The 14,458-nt window shown below is 61.9% G+C and carries 17 protein-coding genes; 9 read left to right on the top strand and 8 right to left on the bottom strand.

The annotated features are described in order from the left end of the window. Positions 1-62: 62 nt before the first annotated feature. Positions 63-2,351, top strand: a complete 2,289-nt coding sequence (gene parC, locus AAC640_RS01490) for a DNA topoisomerase IV subunit A (protein ID WP_340264307.1) — start codon at positions 63-65, stop codon at positions 2,349-2,351. Between the two features lie 84 nt (positions 2,352-2,435). Then, entirely contained in the window at positions 2,436-4,184 is a 1,749-nt protein-coding gene (locus AAC640_RS01485; protein WP_340264306.1) for a putative bifunctional diguanylate cyclase/phosphodiesterase, read from the top strand. On the opposite strand, the gene AAC640_RS01480 is transcribed toward AAC640_RS01485, so the two are convergent. The 4 genes from AAC640_RS01480 to AAC640_RS01465 are packed head-to-tail and all read right to left on the bottom strand — an operon-like array spanning position 4,148 to position 7,076. After that, on the bottom strand, positions 4,148-5,359 hold the full coding sequence (locus AAC640_RS01480) for a CCA tRNA nucleotidyltransferase (RefSeq protein ID WP_340264305.1): 1,212 nt from the start codon (positions 5,357-5,359) through the stop codon (positions 4,148-4,150). The genes AAC640_RS01485 and AAC640_RS01480 overlap by 37 nt on opposite strands. Further along, on the bottom strand, positions 5,340-5,951 hold the full coding sequence (locus AAC640_RS01475) for a CoA pyrophosphatase (RefSeq protein WP_340264304.1): 612 nt from the start codon (positions 5,949-5,951) through the stop codon (positions 5,340-5,342). Before AAC640_RS01475 ends, AAC640_RS01480 begins: the two co-directional genes overlap by 20 nt. Then, the gene (locus tag AAC640_RS01470) at positions 5,948-6,514 is read right to left on the bottom strand and encodes a DUF1285 domain-containing protein (RefSeq protein WP_340264303.1); all 567 of its coding nucleotides are present in this window, start codon (positions 6,512-6,514) and stop codon (positions 5,948-5,950) included. The genes AAC640_RS01475 and AAC640_RS01470 overlap by 4 nt, the downstream gene beginning before the upstream one ends. Positions 6,515-6,557: 43 nt before the next feature. After that, positions 6,558-7,076: a GNAT family N-acetyltransferase gene (locus tag AAC640_RS01465; protein ID WP_340264302.1), complete on the bottom strand. Its 519-nt coding sequence runs from the start codon at positions 7,074-7,076 to the stop codon at positions 6,558-6,560. A 111-nt stretch (positions 7,077-7,187) separates the two neighbouring features. Between AAC640_RS01465 and AAC640_RS01460 the strand changes: the two genes are divergently transcribed. Beyond that, positions 7,188-7,571 (top strand): dihydroneopterin aldolase, encoded by a 384-nt coding sequence (locus tag AAC640_RS01460; protein WP_340264301.1) that lies wholly within the window; start codon positions 7,188-7,190, stop codon positions 7,569-7,571. Positions 7,572-7,593: 22 nt separating this feature from the next. Here AAC640_RS01460 and AAC640_RS01455 read toward each other — a convergent pair whose 3' ends face one another. Next, entirely contained in the window at positions 7,594-8,538 is a 945-nt protein-coding gene (locus AAC640_RS01455) for an isopenicillin N synthase family dioxygenase (RefSeq protein ID WP_340264300.1), read from the bottom strand. 97 nt (positions 8,539-8,635) lie between these two features. Between AAC640_RS01455 and AAC640_RS01450 the strand changes: the two genes are divergently transcribed. Together AAC640_RS01450 and AAC640_RS01445 are read left to right on the top strand one after the other, a co-directional pair. Continuing rightward, positions 8,636-9,043: an EVE domain-containing protein gene (locus tag AAC640_RS01450; RefSeq protein ID WP_340264299.1), complete on the top strand. Its 408-nt coding sequence runs from the start codon at positions 8,636-8,638 to the stop codon at positions 9,041-9,043. Positions 9,044-9,194: 151 nt separating this feature from the next. Next, entirely contained in the window at positions 9,195-9,476 is a 282-nt protein-coding gene (locus AAC640_RS01445) for a hypothetical protein (RefSeq protein ID WP_340264861.1), read from the top strand. Positions 9,477-9,622: 146 nt separating this feature from the next. On the opposite strand, the gene AAC640_RS01440 is transcribed toward AAC640_RS01445, so the two are convergent. Continuing rightward, the gene (locus AAC640_RS01440; protein WP_340264298.1) at positions 9,623-9,925 is read right to left on the bottom strand and encodes a glycine zipper 2TM domain-containing protein; all 303 of its coding nucleotides are present in this window, start codon (positions 9,923-9,925) and stop codon (positions 9,623-9,625) included. 119 nt (positions 9,926-10,044) lie between these two features. Here AAC640_RS01440 and AAC640_RS01435 point away from each other — a divergent pair, with 119 nt between their 5' ends. The 4 genes from AAC640_RS01435 to AAC640_RS01420 all read left to right on the top strand — a co-directional run bounded on the left by AAC640_RS01435 (position 10,045) and on the right by AAC640_RS01420 (position 13,010). Next, entirely contained in the window at positions 10,045-10,485 is a 441-nt protein-coding gene (locus tag AAC640_RS01435) for a cupin domain-containing protein (protein ID WP_340264297.1), read from the top strand. Positions 10,486-10,609: 124 nt separating this feature from the next. Next, positions 10,610-11,239: a class I SAM-dependent methyltransferase gene (locus AAC640_RS01430; RefSeq protein ID WP_340264860.1), complete on the top strand. Its 630-nt coding sequence runs from the start codon at positions 10,610-10,612 to the stop codon at positions 11,237-11,239. 71 nt (positions 11,240-11,310) lie between these two features. Beyond that, positions 11,311-12,243 carry an ABC transporter ATP-binding protein gene (locus AAC640_RS01425; RefSeq protein ID WP_340264296.1) on the top strand — a complete coding sequence of 311 codons (933 nt, stop codon included), beginning with the start codon at positions 11,311-11,313 and terminating at the stop codon, positions 12,241-12,243. After that, positions 12,240-13,010 (top strand): ABC transporter permease, encoded by a 771-nt coding sequence (locus AAC640_RS01420; protein WP_340264295.1) that lies wholly within the window; start codon positions 12,240-12,242, stop codon positions 13,008-13,010. Before AAC640_RS01425 ends, AAC640_RS01420 begins: the two co-directional genes overlap by 4 nt. Positions 13,011-13,062: 52 nt before the next feature. On the opposite strand, the gene AAC640_RS01415 is transcribed toward AAC640_RS01420, so the two are convergent. Together AAC640_RS01415 and AAC640_RS01410 are read right to left on the bottom strand one after the other, a co-directional pair. Then, entirely contained in the window at positions 13,063-13,383 is a 321-nt protein-coding gene (locus AAC640_RS01415) for a hypothetical protein (protein WP_340264294.1), read from the bottom strand. A 121-nt stretch (positions 13,384-13,504) separates the two neighbouring features. Next, entirely contained in the window at positions 13,505-14,434 is a 930-nt protein-coding gene (locus AAC640_RS01410) for a DUF808 domain-containing protein (RefSeq protein ID WP_340264293.1), read from the bottom strand. Positions 14,435-14,458 lie beyond the last annotated feature (24 nt).

Below are 14,458 nucleotides of genomic sequence, written 5' to 3'. Positions count from 1 at the left end.
ACGGCGCTTCTGACGTTCAAAGCCCGTTTCCGTTTCGTCGCGGCACTGCTATCCCGACCGGGATGACCGATTTCCGCGACCCGTTCGATGCCATCAAGGACCACCCGTTCGACGACGCGCTGTCGCAGCGCTATCTCGTCTACGCGCTTTCGACGATCACGGCGCGATCGCTGCCGGACCTTCGCGACGGACTGAAGCCGGTGCACCGCCGGCTGCTCTGGGCGATGCGGCTGCTGCGGATGGAGCCGGCGGGCGCCGCGCCCGATGTGCTGGTTGCCGACCCGGCGCGCAACACGACCAGTTACAAGAAATGCGCCCGCGTCGTCGGCGACGTCATCGGCAAATATCATCCGCATGGCGACGCGTCGGTCTATGACGCGATGGTGCGTCTGGCGCAGGACTTTTCGCTGCGGACGCCTTTGGTCGACGGGCAGGGCAATTTCGGCAATATCGACGGCGATAATGCCGCGGCGATGCGTTATACCGAGGCGCGGCTGACGCAGGCGGCCGCCGACCTGATGGCGGGCCTCGACGAAGGTACGGTCGATTTCCGCCCAACCTATAATGGCGAGGATGAGGAGCCGGAGGTTTTCCCCGGCCTGTTCCCCAACCTGCTCGCCAACGGCGCGAGCGGAATCGCGGTGGGCATGGCGACCAGCATCCCGCCTCACAATGTATCAGAGTTGATCGACGCGGCCAGCCTGCTGATCGACAATCCCGACGCCGGGCATGCCGATCTTATGGAGATCGTACGCGGCCCCGATTTCCCGACGGGCGGTGTTCTGGTGGACAATCCGTCCATCCTTTCAGAAGCCTATGCGACCGGACGGGGATCGTTTCGCACCCGCGCGCGCTGGCACAAGGAGGATGGCGGCCGTGGCACCTGGGTCGCAGTGGTGACGCAGATTCCTTTTCAGGTGCAGAAGTCAAAGCTGATCGAGCAGATCGCGGCGCTCATCAATGACAGGAAGCTGCCCATATTGGCCGACGTGCGCGACGAGAGCGACGCAGAGATCCGCATCGTCATCGAACCGCGCGCCCGCACAGTTGATCCAGACCTTCTGATGGACAGCCTGTTTCGGCTGACCGACCTGGAAAATCGCTTTCCGCTCAACCTTAATGTGCTCGACGCGACCCGTACGCCACGCGTCCTGGGGCTGAAGGCCGTGCTGGTGGAATGGCTGAAGCACCAGATCGACGTGCTGGTGCGACGGGCTCGCCACCGGCTGGACAAGATCGCGGCACGGCTTGAACTGCTCGACGGCTATATCATCGCCTATCTCAATCTCGATCGGGTGATCGAGATCATCCGGACTGAGGATGAGCCCAAGGCCGTGATGATGGAGGAGTTCCAGCTGAACGATCGTCAGGCGGAAGCGATCCTCAACATGCGGTTGCGATCCTTGCGCAGGCTGGAAGAGATGGAGCTTCGGCGCGAACATTCGACCCTGCTGAAGGAGCGCGATGAGCTGACGAAGCTGGTCGAAAGCCCGACACGGCAGCGGACGCGCCTGAAGAAGGACCTGGCCGAACTGCGCAAGCGCTATTCCCCCGACAGCGCATTCGGCAAGCGGCGGACCTTGGTCGAGGAAGCGGCGCCAGCACGTGAAATCCCGCTGGAGGCGATGATCGAGAAGGAGCCGATCACCGTGATCCTGTCCGAGCGCGGCTGGATCCGGGCGATGAGCGGCCATCGCGATCTCGCTTCGGCCGATACGTTGAAATTCAAGGAAGGCGACGGCCCTATGATCGCCTTCCACGCGCAGACCACGGACAAGCTGCTGCTGGCAACGTCGACGGGACGTGTCTTCACCCTGGGCGCTGACAAGCTGCCTGGCGGGCGCGGGTTCGGTGATCCCGTGCGTTCTCTGGTCGACATGGATGACCAGGGGCAGATTGTTGCCCTGTTGCCAGCGCGGATCGGAGGGGAACTGCTGCTGGCCTCATCGGATGGGCGCGGTTTCGTCGCGCCGGTGAGCGACATCATCGCCGAAACGCGCAAGGGTAAGCAGGTGGTCAACGTGCGGCACGACGCGCGATTGGCAGTGGTTCACCCGATCGCACCGAACGCCGACAGCGTTGCAGTGGTGGGTGAAAACCGAAAGCTCCTCGTCTTTTCGCTCGACGAGATGCCACGCATGGCGCGGGGACAGGGCGTCCAGATGCAGCGCTATCGCGACGGTGGCCTTTCGGACGCGGTCTCCTTTTCCATGGCGAGTGGCCTTAGCTGGGCCATGGGCGGGGAGAGCGGGCGTACCAGGACCGAGGCGGACATGACGCCCTGGCGCGTAGCGCGGGGCGCAGCGGGGCGGATGCCGCCGGTCGGCTTCCCCCGGGATAACCGCTTCTAATCCAAGGCGTAACGACACATCCCGTTACCGAAAACGACGTCTGTCGTTTCCCGAAAATTTACCACTGCGGGTTAAGCGGGAGGCATGACTTCGCTTCCCGTGCGTACCCGGCCTGAGAAAAGGCCGCACGGCGACCCTGTGCTGGGGTCCGCCAGCGCATATTTGCGATATGTTCCAGGGACCGAACATTGGCTGACCGCCTTGCCCCAGGCTGCTGCGGTTCTGCGCATGAAAGATAAAGAATTGCAGCTTGTGGCCTGCAACCCCGGCTTTCAACGGGCTTTCCTGCAGGTCGATCCTTCCATTCCATCGCTTCATCTTGAGGAATTGCGCGGCCGCGTAGTCGAGAACCTCCGGGCGGAAAGTGGCCCTACGCTATTCGACTTTCGGCGCGAAGGCCCCCTGGGTCCCGAATATTTTTGCTGCAGCGCCGCCTTGCTGGCGCGGCCGGAGGAAGGGGTAAATCTTATCCTGTTTTGCGCGGTAGATCGGACGACGGACCGAGCCACCGAACGCAATCTGCGACGCGAGCTACTGTCCGACGGGCTGACAGCGCTGCCGAACCGCGCGGGCTTCGGCGAGGAAATCGACGACCGGCTGTCCAATCTGCCATGGTCGGACCACGCGCAGTTCGGGATCATCGCCATCGATCTTAGCCGCTTCAGCCGGGTCAACGAATCCCTTGGTCCGATGGCCGGAGACGAGCTTCTCATAACGGTCGCCAAGCGGTTGAAGTCGAGTTTGCGCCAGGGTGACGTGCTTGCTCGGATCGGTGGGAATGACTTTGCCATCTTTTCTCGTCTGAACAATGGCTTGTCAGACTGCCTTCACATCGTTCAGCGAGTCAGGGATGCGCTGAACTCCCCGATTCGGTTGAGCGAGCTGCAAATCCGGGTGGATTGCGCGATCGGCTGCGCGCTTTCGACCAGCCTGGATGATGATCCGGACGATATCGTCCGCAAGGCGCAGGCCGCGGTGAAGATCGCCAAGCGTAGCGGCAAGGTGGAAATCTACCGCAACGGTGTGCTCAAGGAAGCCCAGCGACGATTTTCCATCGAGAGTCGCCTTAGGACCGCGCTGGCGCAGGGCGAACTGACGCTCGCTTACCAGCCCCTTATCCATTTGCAGACCGGCGAGATCACCGGGTTCGAGGCGCTGGCGCGGTGGGACGATCCCGATCTGGGATGCGTTCCACCGGCGGAATTCATCGCGGTGGCCGAGGAGAGTGGCCTCATCACCCCCCTCGGGCGCTGGGCGGCCTATGAAGCGGCCCAGGCGCTGAGCCGCTGGGACGCGAAATTCGGCCAGCCGCTTCCAGTCGGCGTCAACGTAAACCTGTCGCCGATCCAGATGGCGCGCGACGACGTTGCGTCGATGTTCGAGGAATCGCTGCGCTATTCGGGCATAGCGGGCAACCGGCTGACGGCGGAGCTTACCGAGAGCGCGATCATCGCGGACCCAGACAAGGCGCGCAAACTGCTGGTTGCGCTCAAGGACCTGCGGATGCCGATCGCCATGGACGATTTCGGCACCGGCTATTCGAACCTTGCCAGCCTGCACAGCCTGCCAATTGACATATTGAAGATCGACCGAAGTTTCGTGTCCACCATGCTGGAGGACAAGGATCAGGTGGCGATCGTTCGCACGATTCTGTCGCTCGCCGATTCGCTGAACCTGCATGTGACCGCCGAAGGGATCGAAACCCAGGAGCTGGCTCATGCGCTGCAGGTGATGGGCTGCGGCCACGGGCAGGGCTATTATTTCGCCCGCCCGATGCCTGAGGCCGAAGCGTTTGATTATTGGCGTGCGCGCTGGAATTTCGAAACGGTCTGATCGGCGATCTCGGCTACCCGGCGTTCGTCTGGAAAGCCTTCCTCCATCCACAGGCGCTGCACTTCGCCCAAGGCCTTGGCCACATCAGGGCCGGGTGGCAGGCCGCGGGCAATCAACGCGCCTCCGCTGATCGGAAGCTGCGGCGGCGTCCAGCCTTCGAGCAGCGCAAGATCCTCGATCGCCTGCGTCGGGTTCAGCAGGATGCGGTCGATCGCGCCTTCGACGCCAATCTGAAAGGCCAGCGCGCGCGGCTGCGAGTCGGCGTCAGGCGCCTCCAGCGCGAGGATCAGCCGTTTGCGCGCCTTGTTGGACAGTTTGAGGCGCGCGCCTACGGCGTCGGCGGTAAACGGGTCGCGCGGGAGCAGAGCGGCGAGCCGGCGAAGCGCAACTGGCGGTGTTGCGCTAGCCGCTTCGCGCGCGATGAGGTGTTCCAGTCGTTCAAGGCCGGGGCGATCGATCTCGGGCAGCACCGGCTTCAGGATTTCGCCTTCCACCATGAGGCGCACCGACGCGAGCGGTGAGTCCAGCGTCAGCAGCTTCAGCAGTTCATCGGCGATCCGCTCGCGCGACAGGGCCATCAGGCTGTTGGCTGCGGCGCGGCAGGCGGCGTAGGCCTCGTCATCGGGATCATTTCTGCCAAATCGGGCAAGGAAGCGGAAATAGCGCAGGATGCGGAGGTGATCCTCGGCTATGCGGGCGCTGGCATCGCCGATAAAGCGGACGCGGCGGGCTTGCAGATCGGTTACCCCGCCGAAGAAGTCGGTGATCTCATGGCTGAACGGATCGGCATAGAGGGCGTTGATGGTGAAGTCGCGACGTGACGCATCCTCTCGCCAGTCGGTCGTGTAGGCGATGGTGGCGCGGCGGCCGTCTGTGCTGACATCACGGCGCAACGTGGTGATTTCGACGGGCCAGCCAGCGATCACCGCCGTAATGGTGCCATGGTCGATGCCGGTAGGCACCGCCTTGATCCGGGCGGCCTTCAACCGCTCGACCACGGCGGACGGTTCCAGCACCGTGGCGACGTCGAGATCGTTGACGGGCAGACCCAGAAGTCCATCGCGCACCGCGCCGCCAACGAAGCGGGCACGGCCCTCGTGCGCGCCCAACGCGTGCAACAGGTCCTCCAGACCAGGCCGGTGGCGCCAGGCCGCGTCAGGCAGTAAAGCGGTCATGACCCAGCCTGCGCGACAGATTGGCAAGGATGGCGGCGGTAATGCCCCAAATCCGGCGATGCCCCCACATTATCTCATAATAATGGCGCTGGGCGCCTTCGAACTCCACGCTGCGTTTCACGCGGTTGGCGGGGTCGAGGGCGAAGGCGAGGGGCAGTTCGAACCAGTCGGCCACCTCATCAGCCTGAGGGGTCAGTGGCAGATCCGGCGGGATGACCCCAAGCACGGGCACGATGTCGAAGCCGGTGAAGGTATGATAGCGATCGGACGTGCCGATGACATCGACATGGTGCGGCGCCAGACCGATTTCCTCCTGCGCCTCCCGCAGCGCCCCGGCGATCTCGTCAGCATCGTTTTCATCGACGCGGCCGCCGGGGAAGGCGATCTGTCCGGCATGCTTGCGCAAGGAGGAAGACCGCTCGGTCAGGATCAGTCCGGGCTCGGGACGATCGGTGATGGCGACCAGGACCGCGGCGGGCGCCAGCGCGATCTCGCCCTGGATCCGGGGATCGCGCAGATCGGCCTGGCTGAGCGCGATATCACGTTCATGCCCTTGCGCCAGTGCCTGGCGCAGCCGCTCGGTCAGCGTCATGCCGCTCCGTCCAGTGGAAAGAAGGCCCCGGCGCTCCACAGGCCGACCCGATCCGTGCCCTCATCCAACGCGAGGTTCATCAACTCATAATAAACGCTGCGCGCGACCAGCGCCTCCAGGCCGGCACGAACGTGCAGATAGGGGTGGGGTCCGTCCTGCGTTTCGCGGATGATGATCGGATTGTCGGGCCCCGCCGAAACAAGGTCACCCGTGTTCAGGCGAAAGGCGAGGCTGCGATCCCTGCCTTCGCCCTCGGTCTTGAGTTCGACGGCGAGGAACGGTGCGTCTTCGACCTCGATCGACAGTTTTTCGACTGGCGTGACGAGGACATAGGAGCCGTCTGCCTCCCGTCGCAGGATGGTGGAAAAGAGCCGCACCATCGCTTCGCGCCCGATCGGCGAACCCTGGTGAAACCAGGTGCCATCCCGCGCGATCCGCATCTCGCTGTCGCCGCAATGATCGGGATTCCACCTGTCCACAGGCGGCAGGCGCTTTGCGGCGAGCAGGCGAGCGATATCGGTCAGCGACAGGCTGGCGAGATCAGGAGGCGGGTCCATTGGCATGGGGTCGAGATAGGACCGACCGCGCCCGAAGGCAAAAGGGAATTCACGCCTTTACGCGAGCGCGTGGGGTCAGCATGCCGTGCCCCCCGATGGGGCTGCCATCAACCGAAAGGGCCAGCAGCCGCCGCCGCTCGAACGGGCCGGGGCAGTCCCAGCCAGTCGTCCCGTCCGCCGAAAAGCCCCAGAAGCGCCCATAATATTCCGGGTCCCCAATCATCATCAGCGGTTCGGTGCCATGCGATCGGGCGGCAGTCACGACCGCGTCCATCATCGCGCGACCATGGCCGGTCCGCTGAAGCGTGGGAGAGACAGCCACTGGCCCGACCATGATGAGCGGGGTCTGCGACCCGTCCGCATGTGTGAGCGCAACCGGCCAGCTTTGCAGCGAACCGACCAGAAGGCCATGTTCGTCGAGGACGCCGAACGATAATCCAGGCAGCCAGGGCATCCCGTCGCGAATCAGATAGGCTGTGCGGCCATGCCGGTCCGGCCCGAATGCATCATCGAGCAGCCGGTTGATGGTGCCTTCCGTCGCTATGTTCAGGGGAACAATGTGAGACACGTCTTGCCGATCCGCCGTCAATGGCGCATGGACCGCGCCGGGAGCGGCGGCCTTAGCGCCTGCTTCGCAAAATTAAAGTCTATTCTGGCCGACGCCAGCAGCAGGAAAGACATGATCAGCGGATTTGACGATTTTCTGACGCTGGAGGTCAATCATCTGGACGTGGATGTCCTGACCGGCATCTATTCGGAAGAAACGCACTTGCCGCAGCCCCTGCGGATTTCGATCAGGGCGCGGTTGAAGATCGCAGAATGCTATGAAGCGGATACGCCGCTGTCCCGGTCGAAAAATTACATGGACCTCAAACATGCGGCGACGTCGGCTTTACCGGAGGGGCAGCATTTTACGCTGATAGAAGCGGTCGCCGACCACATTATCGACACCATATTCCTGCAGGACGACAAGGTGCTGCATGTCGAGGTGAAGATCATCAAGCTTGCTCTGAGCGAAAAAGGCGAGGAGATCGGTATCACACTCGGCCGCTGGCGGAAGTGATCGCGGCGCCTGATCCGGCACCCTATGCCTTGATGAGACCGATTTCGCGCAGCCGTTCGGTCAGATAATCGTGGGCGCTGATCGGCGGGTCAATGGCGGGATGTCCGTCGTCGACACATTGCGGCAGCGGTTTGATCAGGAAATCGGGTCGCAGGTGAAGAAAAAAGGGCATGGCGTAGCGCGCGACATTGCGACGCTCCGGCGGTGGGTTGATAACCCGGTGGGTGGTCGAAGGCAGTTGATGGTTGGTGAGCCGCTGGAGCATGTCGCCGACGTTGATCGCCAGCGCGCCTGGCGGCGGCACGACGGGCAGCCAGTTGCCATCGCGCTTCCTGAGCTCAAGCCCGCCTTCCTCCGCCCCCAGCAGCAGCGTGATGAGGTTGATGTCCTCATGCGCCTCCGCCCGCATTCCGGCAGCCTGCGGAGAAACCGGTGGATAATGGAGCAAGCGCAGGATGGAATTGCCATCGCGGATCGCATCGTCGAACCAATGCTCCTCCAGCGTCAGATAGACGGCGATCGCGCGGAGCAATTCCGTTCCGACGCGCTCGAAATCGGCGTAGAGGCTTGAGAAGACAGATCGGAATTCCGGCAGGTCATCAGGCCAGATGTTAGGCGGCATGGTGCCTTCGAGCGGATGGCCCGGAGGAAGTTGCCGGCCGACATGCCAGAACTCCTTGAGATCGTTTTCGCTCGCGCCCTTGGCGATTTCCGTGCCGAACGCTGTATAGCCGCGTTGACCGCTGTTGGTCCCGGCATCATGGCGGCGCTTTATGTCGTCCGGCAGAGCGAAAAAGTCGCGGGCGAGCGACCAGCCCCGGTCGATCAGAGCCCGGTCCATGCCATGATCGCGGACCATGGCAAAGCCGAAGCGTCGGAACGAGGCGCCCAGCGCAGAGGCGAAAGACGGTCGATCCAGGGCCTTCATCGACAATATCGGTACTTGGTCCAGAACCGCTTGAGACACTATCCCATCTCCGATCAGCTTGGTGGCGCCCGTCGGGGCAGGGCGCTCCGGCAAGCGCATCCTTGATCGCCCTGGCACGCTGATGCAAGAAAGCGTGATGAACTATTGGCTGATGAAATCCGAACCCGATGCGTTCTCCTATGATGACCTCGTGAAAAAGGGGAAGGCGGAATGGGACGGTGTTCGCAACCATGCGGCACAGCTTCACATGAAGGCGATGCGAAAGGGCGATCTGGCGCTTTTCTATCACAGCAACATCGGTCTTGAGGCTGTCGGGATCATGGAGATCGTCGAGGAAGCCGCGCCCGACAGCACGGACAATAGCGGCAAGTGGATTGCCGTCCATGTCGCGCCCAGGGAAAGGCTGGACCACCCTGTGACGCTGAAGGCGATGAAAGCGGATTCGGCGTTGGCTGGGATGGTCATGTTGCGGCAGTCGCGCCTATCGGTGGCTCCCCTCACAGAGCAAGAATTCCGGCACATCATCTCTAAATCAAAAGGTTAGCGAGGTCATCCGGGATTGGTTGCGGTAAATGCAACTGCGCCGCCCCAATTTGCGATTGTCCTCAACTTGGCGACCACCCTAGGCCTTTGTTCAACAGAAAAGAATATTCGGAGGTGTTTGATCGGCATTCACAAGGAGTACACCCATGCGAATGCTGTCCAAATTTGTTGTCGCCGGCGCTTTTGGCGCGATTGTCGCTCTCGCCGCTCCCGCGCAGGCGGAAGAAGCCAAGCAGCGCTTCACGCACGAGGGCTATACCTACGTTTATCAGGTCAAGGAAACCGCCGAGGGCGTTCAGCGCATTTCTGGTCGTCGTTATCCCGGCGCTGTCGCGTTCAACCTGGCGGTGAAAAACGGCAAGGTTTCCGGCGTGTCCGGCGGCCAGGCGGTCGGGTTCAAGGTTGAAGAAGCCCAGGGCGCAGCCGCCGAATAACCGGGATTGTCATGTGAAAAAAGGGCGGCCTCCCTCAGGAAGCCGCCCTTTTTCATGACTGCGGGGGGTCTCGCCCAATCTGACGCTTATTCCTGCGCTAAAGGATCATGCGCGGAAAATCCGTTGTGGTCCTTGCGCGCCGGACCTCAGCGGCAGCGACGCTTGCTGTCGATTTCCTTGCCTAGCAAGGCGCCACCAGCGGCGCCCAGGATCGTTCCGGTCGCCCGATCGCCGCGGGTGTCTATCGCGCGGCCAACAAGCGCGCCGCCGACACCGCCGACGATAAGGCCGGTGGTACCATCCGATTTGCGGCAATATTCTCGCCCGTCACGGCCGCGCCATTCCTTGTAGCGATAATGGTGACGAGCATTGGCGCCATCGATAGGCAGTGCCATGGAAAGGGGGATCGCCATCGACGCAGCGGCAATGGCAAGAACGGCTTTACGCATAATATCTCCTCCGAAACAAACGATTTGCTGCTTGAACCACCGATAGTGGCGGAGGTTGCATGAACGTGCGGCAACGAGACAAATTACTGAAAAGATGTCAATAAATTTGGGTATCGACGATGGCGCAACGCGATGGACAAAAAGCAAAACAGGTGATCGAGGCGCTCGGTCTGTCGCCGCATCCCGAGGGCGGCTGGTATCGGGAGACCTGGCGTGCGGCCGCTGAGGCGGGCGAGCGTGCCGCGGGCACGGCGATCTATTTTCTGCTGGAGTCCCATCAGCGGTCGCACTGGCATCGCGTGGATGGAGACGAACATTGGTTCTGGCATGCGGGCGCGCCGCTTCGCCTGTCGATCGCAAGCGACAATGGCGCGGCCAAAACGCTCTTGTTGGGAGGGGATGTCCTGGCAGGCGAGAGCCCGCAGGGACATGTGCCGGCCGGCTGCTGGCAGGCTGCCGAACCATTGGCTGGCTGGGCACTGGTAAGCTGCACCGTTATTCCTGGCTTTGAGTTTACGGGCTCCAGCCTGGCGCCTGAAGGCTGGTCACCTATCGCCTAGGCCAATTCACTTTGGCGGAGGCGGCGAAAAAATGCTGCAGTCATCGATGCTAAAGTCAATCGACGCCACCCGTCCGGGTCGCTAAGGGGAGTCGCCATGACAAGTGGACGGTCGCCCCTCGCTTATGCAGCCTAAGCCCAAGCGCAGCCGGGCAATCGCTTTGCCCAATAGCGAATTTCGCGCGCGCGCGACAGAATATCTGGATTTTCTCGCCGCTTGGGTGAAAAAGCCCCGGCAGACAGCCTCGGTGGTGCCGAGCAGCCGCTTCCTTGCGCGATTGATGGTTACCCATATAGATCCTGAGGACGGGCGGGTGCTGGAATTGGGCGGCGGCACAGGCGTGTTCACGCGGGCCATCCTGCAAACCGGCCTTCCGCCGGAAAGGCTGGAAGTGGTGGAGATCAACCCGGCCTTTGCGCGCGGCCTCAGGCGGCACTTCCCCGCCGTGTCGGTGTTGGAAACGCCGGCGCAGATCGTGTCGACGATGGCGGCGGGTGAGCCTGGCGATTATCAGACCGTTGTCAGCGGCCTTCCTCTTTTGGCGATGGATCGGCACATGCATGCCGATATCCTGTCGGAATCCTTCCGTATGCTGAGGCAGGGCGGGGGCTTCATCCAGTTCACCTATTCGACCCGGCCACCTGTCAGCCGCGACGTTCTTCAGGCGCTGGACCTGGATGTTGCCCGCGTGGGGCAGACGGTTCGCAACTTCCCTCCGGCGACCGTCTTTCGCTTTTTCCGCCGGGGTGAATAGAGGCGCGGTTGCGCCGTGCGAGCAGCCACCTATCTTTTCGTTGTTTCCAACATAAGGGGGCATATGCGCGCATGGCGTCCATAATCACCGTCAGAGGCCTGACGAAAAGCTATGCGTCGGGGTTTCAGGCGCTAAAAGGGGTGGACCTCGCGATCGAGGAGGGAGAAATCTTCGCGCTGCTCGGCCCCAACGGTGCTGGCAAGACGACAATGATCTCTATCATCTGCGGCAATGTGAGGCCCAGCAGCGGCACCGTTACGGTGGCTGGGCATGACATCATCAGCGGCTATCGCGGATCACGATCTGTGATCGGCCTGGTGCCGCAGGAACTGCATACCGACGCGTTCGAGCGGGTGATCGATACGGTGCGCTTTTCGCGCGGTCTTTTCGGCAAGCCGCGTAACGATGCCTATGTCGAAAGGGTGCTGCGCGACCTGTCGCTGTGGGACAAGCGGCACAGCAAGATCCTGGAGCTTTCGGGGGGCATGAAGCGGCGCGTCATGATCGCGAAGGCGCTGAGCCATGAACCGCGCGTGCTTTTCCTTGATGAGCCGACGGCGGGGGTGGATGTGGAACTGCGCCGCGATATGTGGAAGCTGATTGGTGAACTGCGGCAGACGGGCGTCACCATCATCCTGACGACCCATTATATCGAGGAAGCCGAGGAGATGGCTGACCGGGTCGGTGTTATTAATCGGGGGGAACTGGTGCTGGTCGAGGAAAAGACGGCGCTGATGAAGAAGCTGGGCCGAAAGACCTTGAGCATATCGCTTGACGAACGTCTGGAACGCCTGCCCGCCGAGCTGGCCGATTGGGACCTGACGCTGAAGGCCGAGGGCATCGAAATCGAATATGTATTTGACACGAAGGCGGAACGGACGGGAATTTCCTCGCTGCTGCGTCGGCTGGGCGACCTACGCATCGGCTATAAGGATTTGAACACGCAGCAGAGCAGCCTGGAGGACATCTTCGTCAACCTGGTGAATGACGGAGCCGGCGCATGAACGGGTTCAATCATCGGGCCATTTGGGCGATCTACAAGTTCGAGTTGCATCGCTTCAGCCGCACCCTGCTGACCGGCTTGCTCGTGCCGGTCATCACAACTTCGCTCTATTTCGTGGTGTTCGGGGGCGCGATCGGATCGCGGATGACGGAGATCGACGGCATCCCCTACGGTGCCTTTATCGTGCCGGGCCTCATCATGATGTCGATGTTTACCGAAAGCATCTTCAATGCAAGCTTCGGCATCTACATGCCCAAATTCACCGGCACCATATATGAACTGCTGTCAGCACCGGTTTCCGCTGGGGAGACGGTAATTGCCTATGTCGGCGCGGCGGCGACCAAGTCGTTGATCGTGGGCACGATCATTTTCGTGACGGCTCACCTGTTCGTCGACGTGCAGGTCGCGCACCCGGCGGCGATGGTGGCCTTCATGCTGCTGATTGCGGTGAGCTTCTGCCTGTTCGGCTTTATTTTGGGAATATGGGCGCAGAGCTTCGAGCAGTTGCAGATCATCCCGCTGCTGCTCATCATGCCTATGACATTCCTGGGTGGCGCCTTCTATTCGATCCACATGCTGGGTGAACCGTGGCGAACGATCACGCTGTTCAACCCGATCGTCTATCTCATTTCCGGGTTCCGCTGGACCTTCTTTGGCCGCGGCGACGTGTCGATCGGCTACAGCCTGCTATTCGTCGCGGCCATGCTGGTTATTTGCCTGGCGGTCATCAGTTGGCTATTCAGGTCGGGTTACCGGCTCAAGAAATGAAAAAGGTCGTCCTCGACAAGAGGTCGCCCTTGGACGGTGGGACAGCGGGGCGTCAGGCTGCGGCGCTCTCCGGCGCAATCGCGAAGAGCGTCACGTCCTTATATTTCGCGTCATTTTCGTCATAGAGGCCATACATCGCCTCAAACCCCTCATCCAGCAGCCTGACGTCGTTGAGACCGGCAAGCTTGAAGGTGCCAAGCTTCAGTTCACGGGGCGGACGCTCATCGCGCTCGAGGGTCACGGCATCGATGAACATCTCATCATGGCGTGTGTAGAGGATGTGGGGCGCCAGCTTGACGACCATTTTATTGTAGGTCGCCATCAGGCATTTCTGAAGCGCGATCGCTTCGAAAATGATGGTCGGGGGTGTCATGATGCCCCTGTTCATTACTGATTCGCCGCGCCGGTTCAATTGCTTTGTGCGTTGCGTCATCACGCTATGGCGCATCCGCTCCGTTTTCGCGACGAGCGGCCCCAGCCTTATTATGCGGACGCTAGCGTTTCCGGAGCAGGTGCAGGATAGCCACAACGATGCTGCCGATAACCAGCCCCACAATGGCGCCGCCGATGGCATTCATCAGCCATTCGACCAGGGATGCCAGCGCCGGGACAGCACCGGCCGCTCCCTGTGCCAGATGATCAATCGCGCCGGGAATGAGCTGCCAGTGGAACTCGTGCAGGCCATGGACGATCAGTCCGCCGCCCACCCACAGCATGGCGGCGGTGCCGACTACCGACAGGATCGACATGACCGCCGGCATGGCCTGAACAAGACCGCGCCCGATCATGCGCGCCGACGGCGAGGAGCGTTTCGCGAGGTGCAGGCCCATATCGTCCATCTTCACGATGAAGCCGACAACGCCATAGACCCCCGCCGTAATGAAGATGGCGACCAGCACCAGTATCAACGCCTGTTCCCACAGCGGTTCGGCAGCGACGGTGCCCAGCGCGATCGCCATGATCTCGCCCGAGAGGATGAAATCGGTTCGGATGGCCCCGGATACCTTATGGTCTTCCAGTGCCTGCGAACTATGGGTCTCCACCGCCTCTTCCGCGACATCATGACCTTGCCCGATCGCTTCGAGCAGCTTTTCGACGGCTTCAAAGCAAAGGAAGGCGCCACCGATCATCAACAGTGGCGGTAGCAGCCAGGGTGCAAAGGCGCTGAGGACAAGTGCCGCGGGCAGAAGGAAGAGCAGTTTGTTGCGGAGCGAACCGCGCGCGATCTTCCAGATGATCGGCAACTCGCGATCGGGGGTCAGCCCCATGACGTAGCGCGGCGTCACCGCCGTATCGTCGATCACCACGCCTGCCGCCTTCGACCCGGCCTTGCCAGCCGCGGCGGCAACATCGTCGAGCGAAGTCGCAGTGATCTTTACGATGCCCGCGACATCGTCGAGCAGCGCAATCAAACCCGAAGGCATTGATATTCTTCCCCTGTTAAGGCG

The sequence above is a fragment of the Sphingobium mellinum genome (genome assembly GCF_037860795.1).
Taxonomy (GTDB): domain Bacteria; phylum Pseudomonadota; class Alphaproteobacteria; order Sphingomonadales; family Sphingomonadaceae; genus Sphingobium; species Sphingobium mellinum.
The sequence above is the reverse complement of the archived record's forward strand: the minus strand, read 5'-3'. Positions and strand labels throughout refer to the sequence as shown.

Coding starts and splice junctions, on each gene's coding strand:
- AAC640_RS01475 (WP_340264304.1), bottom strand. CDS start 5,951: ATGACGCTGACCGAGCGGCTGCGCCAGGCACTGGCGCAAGGGCATGAA.
- AAC640_RS01440 (WP_340264298.1), bottom strand. CDS start 9,925: ATGCGTAAAGCCGTTCTTGCCATTGCCGCTGCGTCGATGGCGATCCCC.
- AAC640_RS01460 (WP_340264301.1), top strand. CDS start 7,188: ATGATCAGCGGATTTGACGATTTTCTGACGCTGGAGGTCAATCATCTG.
- AAC640_RS01480 (WP_340264305.1), bottom strand. CDS start 5,359: ATGACCGCTTTACTGCCTGACGCGGCCTGGCGCCACCGGCCTGGTCTG.
- AAC640_RS01410 (WP_340264293.1), bottom strand. CDS start 14,434: ATGCCTTCGGGTTTGATTGCGCTGCTCGACGATGTCGCGGGCATCGTA.
- AAC640_RS01415 (WP_340264294.1), bottom strand. CDS start 13,383: ATGACACCCCCGACCATCATTTTCGAAGCGATCGCGCTTCAGAAATGC.
- AAC640_RS01420 (WP_340264295.1), top strand. CDS start 12,240: ATGAACGGGTTCAATCATCGGGCCATTTGGGCGATCTACAAGTTCGAG.
- AAC640_RS01425 (WP_340264296.1), top strand. CDS start 11,311: ATGGCGTCCATAATCACCGTCAGAGGCCTGACGAAAAGCTATGCGTCG.
- AAC640_RS01435 (WP_340264297.1), top strand. CDS start 10,045: ATGGCGCAACGCGATGGACAAAAAGCAAAACAGGTGATCGAGGCGCTC.
- AAC640_RS01445 (WP_340264861.1), top strand. CDS start 9,195: ATGCTGTCCAAATTTGTTGTCGCCGGCGCTTTTGGCGCGATTGTCGCT.
- parC (WP_340264307.1), top strand. CDS start 63: ATGACCGATTTCCGCGACCCGTTCGATGCCATCAAGGACCACCCGTTC.
- AAC640_RS01470 (WP_340264303.1), bottom strand. CDS start 6,514: ATGCCAATGGACCCGCCTCCTGATCTCGCCAGCCTGTCGCTGACCGAT.
- AAC640_RS01430 (WP_340264860.1), top strand. CDS start 10,610: ATGCAGCCTAAGCCCAAGCGCAGCCGGGCAATCGCTTTGCCCAATAGC.
- AAC640_RS01450 (WP_340264299.1), top strand. CDS start 8,636: ATGAACTATTGGCTGATGAAATCCGAACCCGATGCGTTCTCCTATGAT.
- AAC640_RS01485 (WP_340264306.1), top strand. CDS start 2,436: ATGACTTCGCTTCCCGTGCGTACCCGGCCTGAGAAAAGGCCGCACGGC.